Source organism: Furfurilactobacillus sp. WILCCON 0119 (assembly GCF_053471565.1).
The window spans coordinates 68,097-88,090 of sequence record NZ_JBPCCV010000005.1; the positions used below are offsets into that span (position 1 = coordinate 68,097).

18 protein-coding genes, 1 tRNA gene and 1 pseudogene are annotated in these 19,994 nt (G+C 46.1%); 5 read left to right on the top strand and 15 right to left on the bottom strand.

Annotated elements, in window-relative coordinates; translation table 11 throughout:
* Positions 1–8: 8 nt before the first annotated feature.
* A pseudogene (locus ACRYI5_RS08725) lies at positions 9–818 on the top strand (ADP-ribosylglycohydrolase family protein); the annotation flags it as partial.
* 73 nt (positions 819–891) lie between these two features.
* Here the strand turns inward: ACRYI5_RS08725 and ACRYI5_RS08730 are convergent.
* From ACRYI5_RS08730 to ACRYI5_RS08755, 6 genes are all read right to left on the bottom strand, one after another.
* Positions 892–1,074, bottom strand: a complete 183-nt coding sequence (locus ACRYI5_RS08730) for a hypothetical protein (protein WP_407878796.1) — start codon at positions 1,072–1,074, stop codon at positions 892–894.
* A gap of 339 nt (positions 1,075–1,413) precedes the next feature.
* The gene (locus ACRYI5_RS08735; protein ID WP_448225002.1) at positions 1,414–2,616 is read right to left on the bottom strand and encodes a C40 family peptidase; all 1,203 of its coding nucleotides are present in this window, start codon (positions 2,614–2,616) and stop codon (positions 1,414–1,416) included.
* Positions 2,617–3,180: 564 nt separating this feature from the next.
* Complete coding sequence (locus tag ACRYI5_RS08740; RefSeq protein ID WP_407878798.1) at positions 3,181–3,924, bottom strand: glucose 1-dehydrogenase; 744 nt, start codon at positions 3,922–3,924, stop codon at positions 3,181–3,183.
* 193 nt (positions 3,925–4,117) lie between these two features.
* Positions 4,118–4,987, bottom strand: coding sequence for a triphosphoribosyl-dephospho-CoA synthase (locus ACRYI5_RS08745; protein ID WP_448225118.1), 870 nt, complete (start codon positions 4,985–4,987; stop codon positions 4,118–4,120).
* The gene (gene citX, locus ACRYI5_RS08750; RefSeq protein WP_407878800.1) at positions 4,987–5,547 is read right to left on the bottom strand and encodes a citrate lyase holo-[acyl-carrier protein] synthase; all 561 of its coding nucleotides are present in this window, start codon (positions 5,545–5,547) and stop codon (positions 4,987–4,989) included. Before citX ends, ACRYI5_RS08745 begins: the two co-directional genes overlap by 1 nt.
* A gap of 159 nt (positions 5,548–5,706) precedes the next feature.
* The gene (locus ACRYI5_RS08755; protein ID WP_407878802.1) at positions 5,707–6,855 is read right to left on the bottom strand and encodes an NAD(P)-dependent malic enzyme; all 1,149 of its coding nucleotides are present in this window, start codon (positions 6,853–6,855) and stop codon (positions 5,707–5,709) included.
* A gap of 167 nt (positions 6,856–7,022) precedes the next feature.
* On the opposite strand from ACRYI5_RS08755, the gene ACRYI5_RS08760 reads away from it, so the two are divergent.
* Entirely contained in the window at positions 7,023–7,463 is a 441-nt protein-coding gene (locus tag ACRYI5_RS08760) for an OsmC family protein (protein ID WP_448225003.1), read from the top strand.
* A 104-nt stretch (positions 7,464–7,567) separates the two neighbouring features.
* Here ACRYI5_RS08760 and ACRYI5_RS08765 read toward each other — a convergent pair whose 3' ends face one another.
* Both ACRYI5_RS08765 and ACRYI5_RS08770 read right to left on the bottom strand, forming a co-directional pair.
* Positions 7,568–7,756: a hypothetical protein gene (locus ACRYI5_RS08765; RefSeq protein WP_448225004.1), complete on the bottom strand. Its 189-nt coding sequence runs from the start codon at positions 7,754–7,756 to the stop codon at positions 7,568–7,570.
* Positions 7,757–7,820: 64 nt separating this feature from the next.
* The gene (locus ACRYI5_RS08770) at positions 7,821–9,068 is read right to left on the bottom strand and encodes a CPBP family intramembrane glutamic endopeptidase (protein ID WP_448225005.1); all 1,248 of its coding nucleotides are present in this window, start codon (positions 9,066–9,068) and stop codon (positions 7,821–7,823) included.
* Positions 9,069–9,265: 197 nt separating this feature from the next.
* Here ACRYI5_RS08770 and ACRYI5_RS08775 point away from each other — a divergent pair, with 197 nt between their 5' ends.
* Positions 9,266–10,000 (top strand): hypothetical protein, encoded by a 735-nt coding sequence (locus tag ACRYI5_RS08775; RefSeq protein ID WP_448225006.1) that lies wholly within the window; start codon positions 9,266–9,268, stop codon positions 9,998–10,000.
* Between the two features lie 90 nt (positions 10,001–10,090).
* Here the strand turns inward: ACRYI5_RS08775 and ACRYI5_RS08780 are convergent, their stop codons facing one another.
* Positions 10,091–12,112 (bottom strand): MucBP domain-containing protein, encoded by a 2,022-nt coding sequence (locus ACRYI5_RS08780; RefSeq protein WP_448225007.1) that lies wholly within the window; start codon positions 12,110–12,112, stop codon positions 10,091–10,093.
* Between the two features lie 449 nt (positions 12,113–12,561).
* Here ACRYI5_RS08780 and ACRYI5_RS08785 point away from each other — a divergent pair, with 449 nt between their 5' ends.
* On the top strand, positions 12,562–13,293 hold the full coding sequence (locus tag ACRYI5_RS08785; protein ID WP_448225008.1) for a CPBP family glutamic-type intramembrane protease: 732 nt from the start codon (positions 12,562–12,564) through the stop codon (positions 13,291–13,293).
* A 407-nt stretch (positions 13,294–13,700) separates the two neighbouring features.
* Here the strand turns inward: ACRYI5_RS08785 and ACRYI5_RS08790 are convergent.
* A tRNA-Arg gene (locus tag ACRYI5_RS08790) sits at positions 13,701–13,774 on the bottom strand.
* Positions 13,775–14,003: 229 nt separating this feature from the next.
* Between ACRYI5_RS08790 and ACRYI5_RS08795 the strand changes: the two genes are divergently transcribed.
* Complete coding sequence (locus ACRYI5_RS08795; RefSeq protein WP_407878814.1) at positions 14,004–14,690, top strand: TetR/AcrR family transcriptional regulator; 687 nt, start codon at positions 14,004–14,006, stop codon at positions 14,688–14,690.
* 45 nt (positions 14,691–14,735) lie between these two features.
* Here the strand turns inward: ACRYI5_RS08795 and ACRYI5_RS08800 are convergent, their stop codons facing one another.
* The 5 genes from ACRYI5_RS08800 to ACRYI5_RS08820 all read right to left on the bottom strand — a co-directional run bounded on the left by ACRYI5_RS08800 (position 14,736) and on the right by ACRYI5_RS08820 (position 19,972).
* Positions 14,736–15,275 carry a dUTP diphosphatase gene (locus tag ACRYI5_RS08800; RefSeq protein WP_448225009.1) on the bottom strand — a complete coding sequence of 180 codons (540 nt, stop codon included), beginning with the start codon at positions 15,273–15,275 and terminating at the stop codon, positions 14,736–14,738.
* A 13-nt stretch (positions 15,276–15,288) separates the two neighbouring features.
* The gene (locus tag ACRYI5_RS08805; protein WP_448225010.1) at positions 15,289–16,380 is read right to left on the bottom strand and encodes a hypothetical protein; all 1,092 of its coding nucleotides are present in this window, start codon (positions 16,378–16,380) and stop codon (positions 15,289–15,291) included.
* A complete protein-coding gene (locus tag ACRYI5_RS08810; RefSeq protein ID WP_407878818.1) occupies positions 16,380–17,291 on the bottom strand; it encodes an exonuclease SbcC in 912 nt (303 codons plus the stop codon). The genes ACRYI5_RS08805 and ACRYI5_RS08810 overlap by 1 nt, the downstream gene beginning before the upstream one ends.
* A gap of 304 nt (positions 17,292–17,595) precedes the next feature.
* Complete coding sequence (locus ACRYI5_RS08815) at positions 17,596–18,939, bottom strand: APC family permease (RefSeq protein ID WP_448225011.1); 1,344 nt, start codon at positions 18,937–18,939, stop codon at positions 17,596–17,598.
* Positions 18,940–19,162: 223 nt separating this feature from the next.
* A complete protein-coding gene (locus ACRYI5_RS08820; protein WP_448225119.1) occupies positions 19,163–19,972 on the bottom strand; it encodes an alpha/beta hydrolase in 810 nt (269 codons plus the stop codon).
* Between the last annotated feature and the right edge of the window lie 22 nt (positions 19,973–19,994).

A 19,994-nucleotide genomic window follows, 5' to 3' on the forward strand; every position in this document is an offset into this window, starting at 1 on the left:
ATGACACAAGCATGACACTTGCAACACTAGCGGCCATGAGCACCGTTACATCCCCCCAAGAGCAGTTAAGGACCACAATGACAAACTTCGAGGCCTGGCTCACTGAGGGCGCCTTTACGCCCGCTGGGTGGACGTTTGACGAGGGAAACGGAACAGTTCTCGCATTGACCCATTACCGGACAAACCACGATCTATTTCATGCGGGTAGTGATGACGAACAAAATAATGGTAACGGCGCCTTAATGCGGTTTCTAGTGCCTGCACTCTACTATACCCACTTAGACGGCACAGCCATTTTCGATCATCCTGACCATGTGCGCGCGTTAATCGACTTAGCGCAGTTAACCCACCGTCACCCGCGCTCAACTGTCGCCTGCTTGATTTATACCGCGATGGTTGCCCAACTGGTTACGAACCCACAACAAGCGCCACAGCAGCTGATTCAGACGGCAATAACGACATTGACAAATGCTTCTGTCACCAATCCCGCCTTAACAGCGCAGATGGTCTACTTTAAGCGCCTGGCTGACCCCGCCTTTTATCAACTTCAACCAGCACAGCTGACCAGCAGTGGCTACGTCGTTGACACACTCGAAGTCGTTTGTTGGCTGCTAAACCAACCCACAAACTACCGCGAGACAATGCTTACCGCCGTTAACTTCGGTGGTGACGCTGACACCATTGCCTGCATTGCTGGTGGACTCATTGCGATTCGTGACGGCTTAGCCATCCTCCCCAGCGACTGGCTCCAACAGCTTCAGGGCCAGGCTGTTCTTCATGACTCACTGCACACCGCCCTGCAATCGGGCCAGTTTTAACAGACTAACAAAACAAAACGGGAACTTGACCTTTGTGTGGTCAAGTTCCCGTTTTGTTTGATAACTGATTTAATTAGTCCTCAGCTGCTTCCATTGCTTCTAGGATGGCATCTAACTGATCACACTTCCCCTTTAGAGAATCGATCTTGTCAGATAAGGCTGCCTTCTTTTCTACTGCCGCTGAGTCTTCCTGAAGTTCCTCAAGCTCTTGTGTGGCTTCACGGTATTCTTCAAGAATTTCTACTTTGTTACTCACCTTTAACACTCCATTTCATCTTATGAGCCACTCGAGCCCAGATTATGACGGAAGCAATAAAAGCCCCTTCAAATTTCAAAAATTACTATAACACCTTTCGTCCGGTCTGTGAACAACTTTGCTCGCGATTTTTTCTGCGATTAATCGGACATCATCTGGTAACATTTTGTATTCTATTTTTTCGGTTCATTGCTAGTAACAATAATCAGTATCATCGGGATGTGTATCTGTACAGAAACACAAGGAAATTAAACTTTGTAAAACGTTCAACGAAGACGCTCGAAATTTGTATTCATTTTGTCATATTCGTTCACTGACAAATCGTGCCTGCTCCAAGGTTTACTGGCGGAGCGTTCCCGAAAAACTTGGCATAAACGTTTGCCCATCCATCGTGTACGTTTGGACAGTGGTTCCCGTTTCAGATGCTGAAACGTACTGACTTCCGCCAACGTAGATGGCCTCATGATACGTCTGCCCCTGATTACCCCAGAAGAGAACGTCGCCCGGTTGCGCTGCACTAACAGATTGGCTGGTAAAGTAAGCTTCCTGATCAACAGTATTGTGCGGTAAGGTCACATCGGCCTGTGCATAAGCCTGCTGAACAAGACCAGACGCATCCATTCCGGCTGTTGAAGCCCCACCCTGGACAGAACTGACCCCTTGATCAGCATACGTATGCGCCGCGTTAACAACTTGGGGTGCCACAGCATTTGTTGATTCACTCACTGAATCAGCCAAGGTCGGTGTTGGTGTCGCTTCACTAGTTGCTTGGCTCGTTGACGGTTGCGCCGTCGTTGACACTGGTGTTACAGCGGCTCGTGTCGCCCGCGTCGTCGTTAACGATATGGCCTTAGCGCTCTGGCGAGTAACCCGGAAGGAAATTGCTGTAGCGGCTGGTTGGGCCGTTGCTGACGCCGCACTGGTTACTGCGGCACTTGTGGCAGTAGGCTGCTGGTCACTGCTTGCAGAGTCAGCCACGGTGCTCTGCGTTGAATCAGCTTCAGCACTGCTTGCGGCCTGTGCTTCGGCTTGCGCCTCTGCGGCTGCGTTTGCTTCTGCTGTCGTCTCAGCTTCTGTATTTGCTGCCGCCTCCGCAGCAGTCAGTCCCGCCGTTTCAGGAACCTGAAGTGTCTGGCCACTATGGATAACTGAATTCTTCAACTGGTTAGTCGCCATTAAGTCGTGAACACTGACCTGTAGCTGTTCACTGATCGTCCACAACGTATCACCAGATTGCACGGTGTAGGCACCCTTTGAACTCGTCTTAACAGATTTATTGACTGCCTTAACAGCGGGTTTCATGGTTGCTTCAGAGGTCTCTGTCGGCACCGTTGCCTGATGCTGTGAGGTGACCAGTTTCCCACTTTGGGCTTGGTTTAGCACGTGCAATGATTTTAATGAAACATGATACGGCTTTGTTGTTTCTTGTTGTGGCCGGTTTGCTGGCCGCGTTTGTGAAGCAAAAACTGTTGTGCCCCCCGCTGCCAAAACGGCACTCAGCGCACCAACAATTGCCACAGTCCGATTTTGTTGCTTACTCATCCTGCTTCCATTCCCTTCGACTCTAGAATAATAATGAATAATGCCAAATAAACATTAAGAAATCTTTAAGTACGTTACATATGTTAGTATAACAGGCTTCTTGCAATCGGCAACGATTTTGTTCACGCTTTCGACCATTATTTTTCAATTGAAGATTCACGCACATTTCCACTAAAAGCATTGTCATTTCAGCATCATTATTCTCCCTCATGACAGCTTTCTGTATCATACATTCAAAGCAAAGCATTTGCCGACCACGGTGCGGACCAGCAAACCCTCAAAATGGGCCTCTTTAATTACCCCCACAAACTAATGCCGGTATAACGCCGTTTTCTCCCATCGCGCATCATTCAATGAATTTTGACACAATTCGAAATGGTCTAGTCACGCTTTAATTGAGATTGTTAATGGCAAAAAGCTTATTTAACGGCTTTACCGTGTCATCATCTCAATCGGTCAGTTTTAACCTAAACATCAGTAATCTTGCCGTTATATCTGATCAGACCAACAAAAAAAGCACACCACCGCAGGCGATGTGCTTCAAAATTGGTCTAAATTTTACTTTTAAGCGTTTTGCCCACCATCGAGCACGAATTCTGCACCCGTTGCGTATGCTGATTCGTCAGAAGCAAGGAAGACACACATGTTTGCAATGTCTTCTGGCTGACCCATGTGCCCCATTGGAATGGTCTTTGTAACTGCTTCACGCATTGCGTCCGGAATGATGGCTGTATCAACCCAGCCTGGGTGAACGGAATTGACGCGAATGTTCAACCCTTCTTGAGTTGCGGATAACGCTGCCGCCTTCGTCAACAACCGCGTCCCACCTTTACTTGCAGAATATGGCGCAGCTGTTGGCAACCCACGTAAGCCAGCAACGGAGGATACGTTGATGATGGAACCCTTCCCACCGTTTTCCTTCATTGCCTTCATCCCATACTTAACCCCTAAGAAGTTACCGGTTAAGTTAATGTCGATGACTTTTTGCCAATCAGCCAAACTAAAGTCTTCAACGAAGCCGTTTGCGCCACCAATTCCGGCATTGTTGACAACGACGTCAACATGACCAAACTTTTCCTTTGTTGCGTCAATCACCTTTTGCCAGTCAGCTTCTTCAGCCACGTTCTGCTGAACGAATAACCCAGCGTCGCCTAAACTACTTGCAACGGCCTGCCCGCCATCAACATTATGGTCAGCCGTCACAACAACTTGACCACCTTCCTTGACGAATGCTTCGGCAATGGCCTTACCGATTCCGGCTGCGGCACCTGTAACAATGGCAACTTTTCCTGCTAAACGATTTGACATGAAAAATTCCTCCTTAAATAGTTACTCATAGTGTAATCTATTTTAGATGAAAACGCATTCAATAAGTCGACTTGACGCAGCTTGCGCATTATTTTAAAAAGAATGTATATACCAGCATCAAGGTAAATCAGTATTTATGTGCGGTAAAAATCTTCATAATTTTGTTCGACTTTTCTCATCAACTCGCCAATTGTCATTCAAAGAGGCCCTCTTGTAAACCACAAAAAATGGTTAAAATCAGCAGATCAGCCGACCCGCCTAAGCTAAGGTGCTGATCAAACATTGCCTGGTTTAATTTTACTAAAGCCGCTCGACCAGCCGGCGCTTGTGCACCACCCAGTTGAAAGAACTGTTCACTTTGTTCATGCATCCACGTTGTGATTTCTGGGTTACCAGCACGTTTAATGAGGTTAGAATCATCTGTCTCGCCCGCAATTTTAATTAGAACATTGAGCAACCGGTCCATTACTGACCCTGTCTGCTGCCGTAAAAATGGCAGTGCTAACGTGGCGACCGTCGGGAAACCAGCCTCGGCTTCACCACGGATTCCTAACTTTCCATACTTGAGAAATTGCCGTTCACCTGCCGTCAATTGCTGTGGGTTTCGCTGCTTCAGGCGGTCAAAATCACGTTTGCTTAAACCTGCAAGCATTTGCTTGGTAATTGCAAAAACTTGTTCTGACGAATATTTGTATCCAACAGCTAATTGAGCGGCCGTTGCCGTAACTAAAACGCCTAATGAAAAGACAGCGCCCTTATGCGTGTTCACCTGCTTTGTCGCCGTAAACATGGTTTGCTCGGCAATGATGCCTAATGCGCGAATTTGCTCAAACACCGCTTGCCAGTTTACCGGCTCAATCACTGCTAATCCAACCTGCGCACATTGATAAAAATACGGTCGCAAACTGGTCGCACTATCAATGAACGTAAAAACATTCATGTCAGGATGTGGCCCGGCACTGACCGGATCAACCAGACCTGGCTTCGGATTGACCGTTACCTCGTAAAGGAGCGCCCGCTCCGCAGTTTGTGCAAGCTGATCTGCCTGCTCGTCACGATTCATCATAAAATTGGCCCACCAAAGAGGCCTGCATACGTCGTTGAAATTGCCTCCTGTAAGTCTTCAACACTGTGTCGACGCGAGCGCGCGCAGTCTTTCGCTGGCCGCTCGCAGAGTAAACACTGGCGAACGGGTAAACCAAAGTTGGTTCGGGATAGTGCGCGAAGATGACCATCAAGTGCCATTAACACATCGACATCAAAAAGACGGCCCACCTCATACTGGTCTTCAAATTCAACCGCTAAATGTTTTAATTGATCACCCTTGCCATCAATCACATAAAACTGTTCCCGGCCGGTTGGCTTATCCCAGCTAACACTATCGATGACGGCTAAGCCAGCCCCCGTCACCCGACTCCGCCACTGGTTTAATCCCGTGTCAAATAGGCGTCCGAGCTGTTGATTGTTTTTAATGGGTCCAGGAATGTTTAACTTAATTGCCACAACGGTCTTACCTGGATAGCGTGCTGCTAATTCTTGTTGAAGGGCGACCCGTTCATCACGATTCGCTAATACATCAGCAATCGACTGTTCGGCTCCCGTTTGAAAGATACTTTCTACCACGATTTAACACTCCAATCATTACTCATGTCTAACCACTAGTTTACCCTATTTGGCGACTCATTACCGCTTCTCGTTTTCATTATTTGTACATAACAACAGGCCGCGAAAACAGCATCGCGGCCTGTTTATTTCATTTATTGATTAATGAATCTTTACCGATTATTTAGCAAAATCATTAACCGCTTTTGCCACCGTTTGAACCACACCATCGTCAAACACACCAGGCACGATCATTTCAGCTGTGGGCGTTTCCACCAACCCAGCCAGTGCCTTTGCGATTGTTGCTTCAAGCACAAACGTCACGTGCTTTAAGCCGCTTGTCAGCAGGCCCTTGTATAATCCTGGAAAGACCAAAATATTATTGACCTGATTGGGATACTGACTGGAACCCGTTGCCATCACAGCAGCACCGGCCGCCAACGCTTCGGCCGGATCAATTTCTGGAACTGGGTTTGCTAGCCCAAAAATAATTGGATCCGCTGCCATTGTCTTCACGTTTTCACCGGTCAGGACATGGGCATCCGATAAGCCAACAAAAACATCCTGGCCAACAATGGCCTCTGCCAGTGTCTTCCCCGTCGTTTGTTCACCAAGTTGGCGGGCAAGCTGGCGTTGATACTCGTTGTACCGCTCATCATCGGGCGTCACGACCCCGTAACGATCCACCAATGTGATGTGCTTGACTCCCGCCGCAGACAACAATCTGGCCGTTGCGATTCCTGACGCACCCGCTCCGTTTACTAAAATTTTGAGTGACTGAAAATCTTTATGAACCACTTTAGCAGCATTCAGCAATCCAGCCATCACGACCATGGCAGTCCCTTCCTGATCATCATGGTAAACGGGAATGTCTAATTCCTTACTCAACCGTTCTTCAATTTCAAAACAGCGTGGTGCCGCAATGTCTTCTAAATGAATCCCTGCAAAGCTGCCAGCGATATTTTTCACAGTGCGAACAAACTCATCCGTTGATACCTGGTTTACCGATAGCGGAAGGGCGTTGACACCGGCTAGATCCTTGTACAGCAAGGATTTACCTTCGATAACCGGTAAGGCCCCCGCCGGCCCAATGTTGCCTAGGCCAAGAACGGCTGATCCGTCTGAAACGACCGCCACTAGCTTACCACTTAACGTGTAGCGTTCCCGTAAGGCTGGATCCTTTGCCAACATCTTTGAGATGGTGGCAACCCCTGGTGTATAGGCCTTCCCCAGGTCAGCCCGGTTATGAATGGGCATTTCGGATTCAATGCCCAGAACCCCGTTATGCAGCGCGTGTAGTTTTAAAACGTCATCATATTGATCAGCCATTTAGTGGCCTCCTTCATTCAATCTCTTTCTCTAATATACTGTTATTTTAAAAAAATGCAAATTTCAGCATGTTTTTTAGCAAACATTAACTAACTGGCGGTCTCAGTTGCGCTTCGGTCAGAAACTTATTATACTATCCTTAAGTAAGTAAATGGAGGATGAGGCACATGGATAAATCAGCACGCCCACGTACAACGTACCACACGACCCTTGTTAACGAAGATGGTGTTACTGGTCACACGTTTGCTACCGGAACTGCCAGTAATACGGACTTTGCTATTGATGTAACCAGCAAAGATATCGACGCAACTAATCCTGAGCAACTCCTTGGAATGGCGTTTGCAACCTGCCTTAACGCCACCCTTGAGGCCATTGAAAAACGGGATGGTTATGACCATCAAACCAAAGTTAAAGTCGACGTTGATCAAGCTCATGACACCCACGGGCTCCAATTTTTCGTTGACGTTTATGTTTACATTCCAGAAGACGAGGTCGATCGTGAAACTGCCACCGCTTGGTTTGAACTGGCCGAAAGCCGCTGCCCCGTTTCAAAGCTGATTCGCGACAGCGACAACGTCACCTTTACCTTACTCGATACATGGGAATAGTGGCGCCACAATTTAACTAATTGTCATCACCAAGAAGCCACCGTCTCAGTAGTTTATCTCACAAAACAAAAAACAGAACTAGGTTTAACGGTCAGCCGCTAAACCTAGTTCTGTTTTTTATTTTGTGATTGTTTACTGTCTGAATCATGCCGCGATCCCCGCTGATTAATGAACCAGTAAAAAAGCGGTGTTGTTAGAAAAATCAACCAGGCGTACTGCCAATAACCCATGTACCCTACGATAAAAAAGATGATGACGCAAAAGACGCCGTAAGGAAATGCTTGCCACTTCATTCGGCTCACCCCCTTCTTTACGTCCATTATAACGACTCAGTGCGCATGCGTCGAACACCGCGCCTTAGTCATGCTTCACGTCACCGATCATCAATGAAACATTCCGGTGCACGTTTTGCCCGCGTGTTCCGGTTAATAAGAAAATTGCCAAGCCACTGAAGATTACGATAAGAATAATCGTTTGGCCCCAGTCAAAGGGCGTTAATGAATCCATCACCTGCGTACCACTGCTCATGAATCCTAGCGCGTCGACACTAGCATGAAACAACATTGGCCACCAAAATGCACGGGTGTACAGGTAAATACTGGCCCACAGCAGCCCAATTGCAACGGACGTCACTGCCTGCGAAGCCGTTGCGGAGACCGATTGCACGGCTAAGTTTGGTACGTGAAAGAGTCCAAATAACAAAGCACTCGTAAGAACGGCCCAGAACACGCCATGCGAAACCTTTTGAAAGGCACGAAGCAGTAAGGTCAAGACAACAAAGCGAAAGAGCAATTCTTCCGCAATTCCCGGCTCAAGACCATTTAGAAACATATCAATAGTTGGTGCACTCAGGTGAAAGTCAAACGTTGTTAACGCAGTGCCCCATGTTGTCCCCGTGCTAAATGTATTGTAGAACACATAGCCAAGCGTACTAACGATTAGGACGCTAACGACCCGCCAGTCGACCGTTTTTGACCATCCAAATGAGGGCAAGCGGTACCCCCATTGGCTCATCACAAGCCCCATGGTGAATGCAAAGCCTAATGCACCAACAATGCCACTGTTGGCCACCGTTACGAGCCAGTGTGCCGTCGTGAGGTGAGGAATTTCAGTCAACCGTGCACCCGTAAAAACGATGTTAAACATTACCAAGATGACTAATAAAATCCGGCCGACAAGAGCGCGAACCCGGCCCAAGGCAAACAGACTAATGGGAACGTACATCACCATCGAGAGCACCAAGCCGCCAACCATAAGCACCGTACCATTGACACCAGCCGTTAACAGCATTTGAATCAACCACTGCAACATCATGGTCACCGTTGGAATCAAGAAGATCACCTGGCCATAATGATTGATTATCAAAAGGCGCTGACGTATCCCGCTTTGGTGTGACGCATCGTTTTCACCCTTAGCCAATAAACATGCGCTAAGGAGAACAAGCAGAATAAGGCCCCCGACTGCCAATTCATAATGACCAACGTTTTGAACCTTCCGAACACCACCAGTGATTCCCCAACTCACTAAGATGGCAAGTTCAAGCCCCCATTGAACCCAAAACCAGCGACGAAACCCAGGTCGCCGTGTTAACGCTTTCTCTTGCATGTAGAACCCCCTTGATATTGATTCAATTTACCATATCACAATTTATACAGTGAAACAGATAAAATCTGTGATCAACTGATTCCGTGCAATTATTAATTTATCAACACACCACTTAAGCTAAGGCGTATTGCATCAATAATTCTTCATACCTATAATTAAAGTATAAATGTTTTTCTTATTAACTGAGGAGGAATTTTATGGAAGAAATCCGTTTTACAATGGGGTATTTTAAAAATGATAGCGTTAATTTTAAAACGGTAAAGTATTTTGTGACAGAAAGCGACAATATTGTTCAAGTGTTAAGTAGAGTCGCCTCAAAAATAGAGGAAACACCCCACACTAACGACGGCGGAATCTTCTTCGTTAAATTTCCATCTTCAACTGCTACTGACGAACTCAATGACTTTCAACAATACCAACTGACGAAAAATGGATTATTGTTCAATGACGTCCTGTTCAAAAGCAAAAATACAACAACCTTTGCAGATTTAGCGATTTGGGAAGACGCTAACATCCTAAACTGGGACCATAAGAGAATTTGTTTTGCAAGGCCCCAAGGTGGCTCCGGAGTTTTAGAAACCGCAAAGGAGCTCTTTGATATATTAAATGTAATGGTCGGTTTGTATGGAAATTATCTTTTAATAAAAGCAGCAAAGAAAAAAACAGTTAAACGATACGAACTTAGAAAAAGCGCAATTTCTCTTAATAATAGACGTTTAACCAGTTGGAATTTATATGAATATGTAACCTCCCAGCCACTAGCCCACGGTAAAAAAATAGCCAAATACTTAGGAATCGATTTAAGTACCGCTTCTGCAATGCTATATAATTTTGGGTACGAACATCTACATGACGATGTATGGGAAAAAAGAGATGATGGAGAATTTTTAAATCGTAGAAATAAAATCAAAGCAATGCTTAACAAAAGGTGAACAGATCCCTTAAGTTAGATCTTCTCCAGCTTAAGGGATCTGTTCATTTTTGGAAAGTTAGCGCCTTTTTATAAATAAATGAGGTCAGTCTTAACGTTGTTTCCGCTTCAAGCCACCAATCAAACCAAGTGCGCTGAACAAGCCCAAGATCATCGCAATGATGCCCGTTGAGGCTGGTTGTTCAGTTGCGTCAGTCTCTGGCAGCGTTGCCTGCTTTGGTGATGCTGTTAAGGTTACCTTTGGTGCTGGTTTAGCCGCTGTCATCACCGGCGTTCCTGGTGTTACAGCCGTATTCGTTACCCCAGGCGTCTTTGGTGCGGCAGGGCTAACCGGTGTACTTGGCGTTTGTGGTGCCGCCGGTGTACTTGGTGTTACTGGGTTGGTTGGCGTCGTTGGCGTTGATGGCGTCCCCGGGGTGTCCGGATTGCTTGGCGTCGTGTCATCCTTTGCGTACACCACCGTGTACACCCCATCGGCGCTCGCACTCGTTACCGTTTGCCCACTGACCTGCGTTAAGTCAGAGCTAGGAGCGTCATTACTAATCACATGATCACCAGTAACGGTCGGATTCTGAACTGCGGCAAACGTGGCGGAGTCGCCCTTGGTCCAGTCACTTCCAGTTGGAATCCCGGTGGCGGGATCAATCGTGCCACTCGTCGCGGTCGTTGAATAGTACACGGTATCCGTGTTGTCACTACTATTGTGCACCGTCATAAACGTAATTGGCTGGGCTACCTGTTGGGGCGCAACCACGTTTTTATCGGTATCAAGGTAGTTGATCGTTTCATGGACGGTCTTGGTGTTCGTGATTGAATAATTTGATTCGTAGACATAAACAACGTCTTTGCTCCCTTTGACAACCGGGTTTGCAAGAACAATCTTGTGTGGCCATCCGTAAACATCATTCGTCTCATAGGCATCCGGCATCGATTCATTATAGGCTAACGTAAACGACTTTGTTGTCGTTCCCGTGTGGTCGTATAAATGGTGATCGGTAATCGTTGCAATAACGGTTCCGGCATCATCAATTTGCTGATACGCGACGTTCACGCCTTCAATAACGTCTACTGCCCCGTGCCAGCCCTTTACAAATTGTGACAAACTCCCATTTTGGTTTTGAGGCAGTTTGGTTTGGTCCAACGTATAGCCAGGAATGGTAATGGGCACCGTCGTATACTGCTGATAGGACATTCCAATCTGCTGATCTGGAGCAGCAATGGGTTGTCCACTTTCGTCAACATATGAAATTGTTTGTGTTAATTTTTGTGGAATCCAGTAATACCGGTCTTGTTGAGCAGTCCTTGCATCATCCATTAAATAAACTTGGAAGTGATGATTATTATCAAAGGCCACTTCTTGGTCCCCGCTACGATAAATGAAACCGAAGTGAGCAGATGTCACACTTTGCCCTGTGGGAATTTTGTATCCGCCCAAATAATCACCACTTTTAGCAAATTCGTAGACATAAACCGTTCCATCCCCAGTCCGATTGGTACTAGAAATCAAATAACTCCCATCGCTAACTGCTGTTACTGTGATGGCATAGTGTGCTGGATTAGGATCCGTATACATTTTAGAAAAGAATGCTGGATCTGACAAGGTATCACCTGCGGGTAATGCACGCTGAGTCCCCGCAGCACTTGAATCGGCCGTGGTTGCGTCCGTCCGTGTAATCATCTGTGGTTGCCCAGTTGTTGCATAGGTGTTCGCCGCATCTGTTTGCGTCTTCTCAGCGACCGCGTCACTAACAACCCCTAAGTTGGTGACCGTTGGCGACGTCGCAGCAGTGCTTACTGACACTTTTGGCGTCGTTGTATCGTTAGCTGTTGCTGTTGCAGCTGACGGTGTTGCTGATGTCGCAGACGTGGCTGATCCGCTTTCGCTATTCGAAGCTGCGGATGATCCAGCTTGACTAGCGGCGCTCAACGTTACGGTTCCTGATGAGGCCGGTGTCGCCACCGTCTTACTTGTTGTGTCCCCCGCAGTAATGGGTGTCGTCGTAACATCTGCTTTAACCGCCTGAGTCCCCAGTGCTAGCGTTGCCCCCAGAATTGTGGCAGCAACCACCCAATTTTTCCCCTGTTTATACATTTTAAATTTCTTTGACGCCATTGTGCTCTCCCCTTTGCATACTTTTAACCGACAGGTCACTTGGAAGTAATCGTCTAAAAATTGCTTTACAACAATTGTATTGTACTCATTATTCGTCAAAACTTTCAATAGCATAAACTATTAAGCATTAAAAAAGATTATTTTCAACAATATTTTTAAATATTTTGCACATTTTTTTATGAAATGACGGAAAAAATGCAACAGAAGTCATAAAAAGGCCACATATTAAATGTGACCTTCGATCAAAGCTAAACTAGTCGTAAGTAAGATGCAGCAGGTTGGATTCGCATGGCTTCCAAAATCTTTTGATATCAGTGGAAGTTAGAGCTTTTATATATTATCCTGAAATCCAGCCAATAATTGTTGAGTATATTTTTACATAGACAAAGTGGATAGATAGTATGATGAAACAACTAAATATATGTTCTTCATGGATGGGAGTGTTTTTTATGACTATTTTTGAAAAGAAGAGTCATGGTGAATTACCAATTATTGACGGGAAATTATCTTTATCACGAGCAATCTATCTGATAATGTTGCCCATACTAATCACTGGATTAATGTTGTTCTTCGAATATGGTGTTGATTTCAAAGAACCAGTGTTACATTTTATCACCGTGACGTTGCTACCCTTGTCACTATTTATCCTCACCATAAAATGGTTACTAGGTAGCAACCTCAAAGACTTATTCCAGGGGGATTTTTGGGCTAACTGGAAACCATGGTTATTATACTTTTTTGGTGCTGTGTTCTATGCCATTTTTATGGGGCAAGTTGTATTCAGCTTGCTGCATCTTAACGTTACCGCGGACGCAAACAGTTCTCAGGACACGTCCTTTTTACCATATTTAATACAAACTATTAATGATCTATTTTCATTATTTAATGAGGAACTATTTGCTATTCCCGTATTTATTGGATTTGCCGTAATCTTCTACCAACACTTGAATATGAAGAGAAATACCAGTATTTACTTAGCACTGTTTTTATCAATGATTATCTTTGGTTTAGCGCACTTTGAGGCCTACAGTTGGAATTTACCACAGATGTTACTCATCATGGGGGCACTTAGATTCTTCGTCACAGGATCGTTTATTAGAACTAGAAATATATTAATTCCATATACGATTCACTTTGCATTTGATACCTTGTTCTTTACAATTGCATTTCTTACCAATTAGCTATTTGTACTACACACAAGACTCTAACCTCCCATGGATTTAGGAAGTTAGAGCCTTTTTTGCTAATAATATAAAATTTTATCCGGGATAAATAACGTCATCAATTGACTGCCCATTAAAGCCGCCAAACTGTACATATTGTCACCGCATTGGTTGGCAATGCGCCACCAGTTATCACCAATTCTACTACGCACAAACATTGTGATACCGCTCGTGTTAAGATTTCTTGTCACCGCCGTCAACACCCAGTTACCTAATAATTGTGACCACTGTAACTCATATAATGGGCCCACCTAACCCACTGCAATAAACACATGATCATCCTGCTGAAATTCAACAAAAATCACAAAAAAAGGCCACGTCTTAAACGTGACCTTCAATCAAAGCTTAACCACTCGTAATTAAGATGCAGCAGGTGGGATTCGAACCCACGACCCTCGGTTTAGAAGACCGATGCTCTATCCAACTGAGCTACTGCTGCGAAACGGTGTTCAGCAAGTGACACCAACTATTTAAGTATAAAAAACTGCTTTGCCGGTGTCAATTAGCGTTTTCACTTCTTCTCAGTTTTCGTAAAACTAAAGCGCTTACGGAAATGTCAAATATCCTTATTCTGTTAGTTGACGAAGCGCTTTCATTTCTTATATAATGGAGTTTGTAAACGATTATCAATGAGCTGTCTACTAATCGTTTCACTGGGGGTTTTAAGAATGGGAAAACATTTAGACCCACGGGTCGTTAAGACGCGGTCTAGCTTGAAAGTTGCACTGATCAGCTTGATGCAGCAGTATAAAATCGAAAATATCAGTGTTCAGAAAATCACTGAAACTGCGCACATTACCCGTGGTACCTTTTATTTACACTACAAAGATAAACGTGACTTTATTTCGCGCGCCATGACGGAAATCTTGGATGACTTTTTTGAGGTGGTTATTACAGAGGTGCCCCTGCCATCATCAATGGGAACCAGGCCGTCGGAACAGTCACGCACGCGGTTTTCATTAAACGCCGCTTTCAGCTACATCGAAAGTGAAGCACAGATGTTCAACGTCCTTTTAAACACGCAAGAAAACGGACTATTTGAACGGCAGCTTTTCTCGCGGTTAACGACTGATTTGGAACGCTTTCACGATGCCTTTCAGGCAGAGTTTGTTGACCTTGACGTGCCGATCAGCATTCAGATTTCGTTCACCGTCTCTGCCTATATCGGGCTCATCAAAAACTGGCTGGCTAACGGCATGATTTATACACCGCACTATATGACCAGTTCAGTTCATAAAATGATGACACTGATTAATAGCGAACACCCTGAAAAGGTCACGTTTACCGACTTTTTCTATACAGAACCACAACTAGCAACTGCCCCCACACAATCGGAATGGCATGCAAGCGTTTAATCATAATCCACAAAAAAAGCTTCGACCACCACTGGTCGAAGCTTTTTAATATCCGGTTGCTTGCCGCGCCAAATTTTTCTCACGTTTGGCCTGGTACGCAGCTTGAATTTCATCTTGTGAAAACCTGAATCCACGAAGGCCCATGGTTAAAAACAGGTGCCAGGCATGACCAAAATCACCCTGCCGGTGTTCCGTTAGACTGGCTAACACCATCCGATTAATGGCTAAGTAAGTCTTATTAAGGTCCATGGTCGGGCCCGTTGTCAGTTTAGTCAATTCCTCGGGTGTCAACACCGTTAAATGTGTCCACTGTTGTTTATGGAAGATCAGTAAAAAGAAGTCCAACGCGTCAACATACTCTTCTAATAACGTCTCACGCGGTGTTTGCCCCGGGTTATGTTTCCCCCGCTGGGTCTTCCACACCTTAAACCATTCACTAGTATTGGCAATTTCAGCCAGTTCGACGGTTAGCGCCACGTACGCATTCTGCAAACTTTGCTCACGTGTCCACCGAATTTGCTTTTCGCTGCTAACTTGCTGATCGAACTCGATACATTCTCTTAGCAGCATGGCAATATCTAACATCGCTTCTCCCTCATTACGCAAAGATCAATGGATCAGACTGAATTTCTAGGTCAGCCCGGTTATCCAGGTACCACTGGCAAATAAACTTATAATGCAGCAACACGTTCATTAGCGACACGTTGTTATCTGGATCGGTTGTGGTCATGACCCACCGCGGTTCCGTTACAGAACCAGCATTAACAATGCCAAACACCAAACCATCTTCAAGTTCAATGACGGCCCCGTTACCTTCCGGCGCATTTTGCAACATGTAGTGACTATCAGCAGAAGCCACGAATAACCGGTCAACCGTTCCAGCTGGCAAGATTGCGTGCTTCGTTTTGTATTGCGTCCCGTTCGTTGCTTCAAGCAAGTTGTAATCAACGGAGAAGTCGTAATCGTGTTCGAGGTCCTTTGCAAACGTAATCAGAGCATTGATCCCGGCCATACGGTCTGCTGCGACCTGATCATTCAAGGTCACCGCAAAGAGGTCGACGAATGCCTTACTGTTAAACCGCAACTGCTGGCGTTCCAGGTTAAGGTAGAACAAATGCAACCCAGAAGCGCGATCTGTAAAGAAGGCCCCACCATTGTGACCGCCAACCAACACAAACTTGAACGCTGGTTTATCTCCCAACGCCGCTAAGCTCATGCTGAGTTCCTCATGATCCGCTGCACTGGTCAAACTTAATCCCGTTTGATCGTGTAATTCTAACAGCCGTCCCATAAATAAGAGGTAGTAATCAGCCGCACTGTACTGGTGTGGAAAGGTCACAAAGTCCGTATCCATGGTAAACGAAAACAGCGCTGTGGCAGCTACCAGAAGCTCATCGGTCGACGTCGTTTCCGTTAATTGATCCAGGTGCTGAGTGAACTTAATCCCGTTACGAATCCCGTCTTTAATGTTGTTATTGTAAATTCGGAACCGTTGGCTCGGTGATAATGGTGTTGGCTCTGGGCGCTTTTGGGCTGGCTCAGCCGGCGCCGCAGACTGACTGGTCGTTGGCCGATAAACCGTGGTTGCCATCGGATCAATTTCACTCGTTGTAGCATCCGCCGTGCTCGTTGCTGCTGAGCTATTCATTGCACTAGCACTTGCCTGCCCCTCTAATTCATCCTTGTCCATCAAAAGTTCACCCCGCCATCATTTGTTAGCTGTGTTTCATCCTTGCTTTCGATTCCCTTACCAATCAAATGGCTAATGTAATCCACGTACAGACGCTCGTTCCGATCTTTAAAGGTACTGAAATCACCAAACACCTTACGAATGGCCTGCTTTTCGTAGCTTAAAATGGTGTCTTCTTTGGACAAGACGAGGGATTCGTCCTCATTGGCCTTCATACCCTTGTAAGCATTATTCGCGCGGTCATCCTCATTCGCAAGTTCTGTCAATTGATCCAAGATTTCCTGACGTTCTTGCTTAGATTGATTTCCGTTAAACAGTGTCCGTGCTTCACCCAGCTCTTTTAATTCGGACCGCAACCGTTCTTTCACAAGATCACGTTGTTCCTGGCCGTCCACCAGATCCTGTAAGGCCTGGTTTTCTTCCGCAATCCCTTTAATTCGATCCGAGTTGTAGTTCTTGTTTTCTGCTTCCAGTTCAAACGATTTCGTCAGCTTGTCGTATTCCACACTATCGAACACGAACCGGGCGTTTAAAACATCTAATTCCCCAAACTGACGTCTGTCCCACCAATTTCCAAAGAACACATCAAAGTGTCCAGGTGTGGGTTCTTCAACGTAGAAAAATGGGTAAGTTTGCTTCAGGTAGGCAATCAGTTCAACACTTAAGTAGTGACTCAAGTCCTGGTGCAAATCTGTTACCAAGTCTGCTAAATGATTTGTTTCTGCCTGCTGGTTGCCACGAACCAGCGTATTATACCGTTTTGGATCAACCAATTCGTACACCTGGCGATCGTCAAAATTATCAATGGCGTTCGTCAGTTCGTCCAGGTAACGTAATTTTTGGCCGAGCTTACCGGATAATTCCGGGCGTACTTTCCGTGGTGCGGTTTCATTTGCTTGTGGATTTTCCATGCCGTCTTACCCCTTACCTAATTTCAGTTAACTTATGTCTATCGTACACTAATCCCCCCGGTGCGACAATTCTCGCAGCACCGGAAACACCTAATTCTTAAGGAATCATTTAGCTTTATTTTGCAATTGTTTCAATTCGTCATTGCCACCACCAGTTGACCATTTTACCGCGAGTAATAATTATCCTCATCTTATTAATTTTAAAAGTAAAATCACCGCACCGCCGCGATAAATTTCCATAAAAAAAGCGCCTAACTCGTGAATTTTTCTCACCAAGTTAAGCGCCGACGCTCTGACGAAGCCGTTATTCTGCCTTCGTAAAGTGCCACTTTTTATTCAAATAATAATAGAACGGAATCCCCAGTAAGGTCACCACGATCCCGATGGCCGTTGTCGTGAACTGAGTAAACACGGTGTTCACCAAAATGAACACTCCACCGATTAAGGCCACCAGCGGAATCCACGGGTACAACGGAACTTTGTAGGGCCGAAGTAACTCTGGTTGGCGCCGGCGTAGAATCATGACCGCCGCAAACGACATGCAGTAAAAAATCCACACGACGAACACTAACATGTTCGTGATGGCGTCAAACGCACCAGATAACATCATTAAGAAAGCAATCGCGTACTGAGCAAGACCAGCAAACCACGGCACGCCGGCCCGATTCAGTGAGGCAAATGCGTTTCCAAACGGTAGTTTATGTTCAACACCCATGACGTACGGAATCCGCATCCCCGTCATGATGTAGCCGTTTAAGCCACCATAAACTGAAACCAAGATCCCAATGGTAATAAACTTACCACCCACGCCGCCAAAAATGATTTTCGCAACGTCAGCCGCAACGTTTAGGTTCCCGGCCACCCGGCTAACGGGTTCAACAAATAAAAATACTGCGTTGACCAGCAGGTAAACAACCATGACCAACCCGATTCCTAATGCAATCGCCCGTGGCAAATCCTTTTTGGGGTTCTTCATTTCACCGGCAATGTTTCCAACGTGCATCCACCCGTCGTACGCAAACATCGTGGCCAGTAAACCGTTTCCTAGTGCTGTCCAGAAGCCAAGATGGGCCCCGGCAACCACCGGAAACAGTGAGAAATCGACGCCACCGGAATGAAAGAACCCAAGCAGGACGATCAAAGCCAGCGGAATCAGTTTAACCACGAGTGCAACGGAGGTCACCCAGCCACCAGCCCGCGCACTGATCCAATTGATCAACAGCAGTGACAATGCCGTCAACATTGCAATTGGCACGATCAGGTGTGCGTTCAGCCCAAATAAATTCGTAAACTGAGTCCCAAATGCAATCGCAATGGCCGCAATGTTAGCAGGAAACGCAATCACTGCCTGCGCCCAGCCAGCTAAAAAGCCCCAGAAGTGACCATATGTCCGTTCAATGTACCGTGTCATCCCACCGGCTTCAGGAAAGGCGGCGGCAAGTTCAGCGGCCGTTAACCCGGCACAAATCGTGATGATCCCACCAAGAAACCAGGCAAACATGGCCATACTTGATGTTCCCGTAGATGTCGTTACCGCAGCGGCCTTAAAAAAGACCCCGGCACCAATCACGGTTCCCATCACAGTTGATAAGGCCGGGAAAAAGCCCAGTGTTTTTTTCAATCCATACTGCTCTGCGTGTTCTTCCATTCGTTACCTCTTTTTCTCCCGTTATGCCAAACAAAAAGATGGCGCACAGGCATGGCGCCATCCCACAATCAACCCATCGGTCAGTTGATCCACTTCATTATGCCCTTTTGGGGTTATGTTCAGAATGATTCACTCAACAGAACATTATGCCAAAAACAACTGCGCAATGCTAGCCCTGTGAAGTAATTCAGTTATAAATGATAGGAAAGCCCGTCCGCTCCTCTTATTTCCCCCACAAAAAGGTAATCATCGTTTGATCAACCTGGGTATTGTTATGCAGCAACGTGTGCTTAGCGCGTTTACCAGTAAATTTCTTTTCGGTATACGATTTCGCCCGTCCCGCAATCAAATAGCGGAGGGACTTCGAGGACACGTTTGGCACCGTTCCATCCGTTGTCCCGCCAGTATCTCCATAAATATTCAACACGTCCACCTGATGCTTCGGGAAGGTGTGCCGCAGCTTCGTCATTTCCGTATACGTTGTGTTCATCTTATTTGGTTTACCGTTTTGATCAAGGGTCATCCCCGCCGGCTGACGGATTCCGTCCGGAATTCCGCTAAAGTTTAGCCCTGCAAAATGACCCGCGATGTCCACTTGTTTAACCAGCTTGGGTAAGCGCTTATCCTGGCCGTATTCCAACATGTAATAGAGCAGGGAAATATTTCCTAGCGAATGCCCCACCATTTTCACTTCATGAAAATGATATTGCTTTTGCAATGCAACGACCACGTTTTTCGCCCACTCACCGTGTTTTTCGTAGTCTAGTTGCCGGTTATCTTCGTAGTTCACCTCAACGATTGGGTTCACTACGTTCTTAGGAATCGTTCCCTGCAGGCGCACCTTCCCCGTTTTACTGACAAACGCCACGATTACCGTTTTGGTCACCCCAGCTGCTTTCGCTGCGTTTACCATGTGTTCTTCCGCATGGTAGTTACTTCCGCCACCATGGAAAAACAGTGTTGGTGCGGATGACTGAACGTACTTGGTCTGTGCCTTTACGGTTGTTACACCCATTGACAGGATTGCGATCATAATTAGAATGCTAATTAACTTT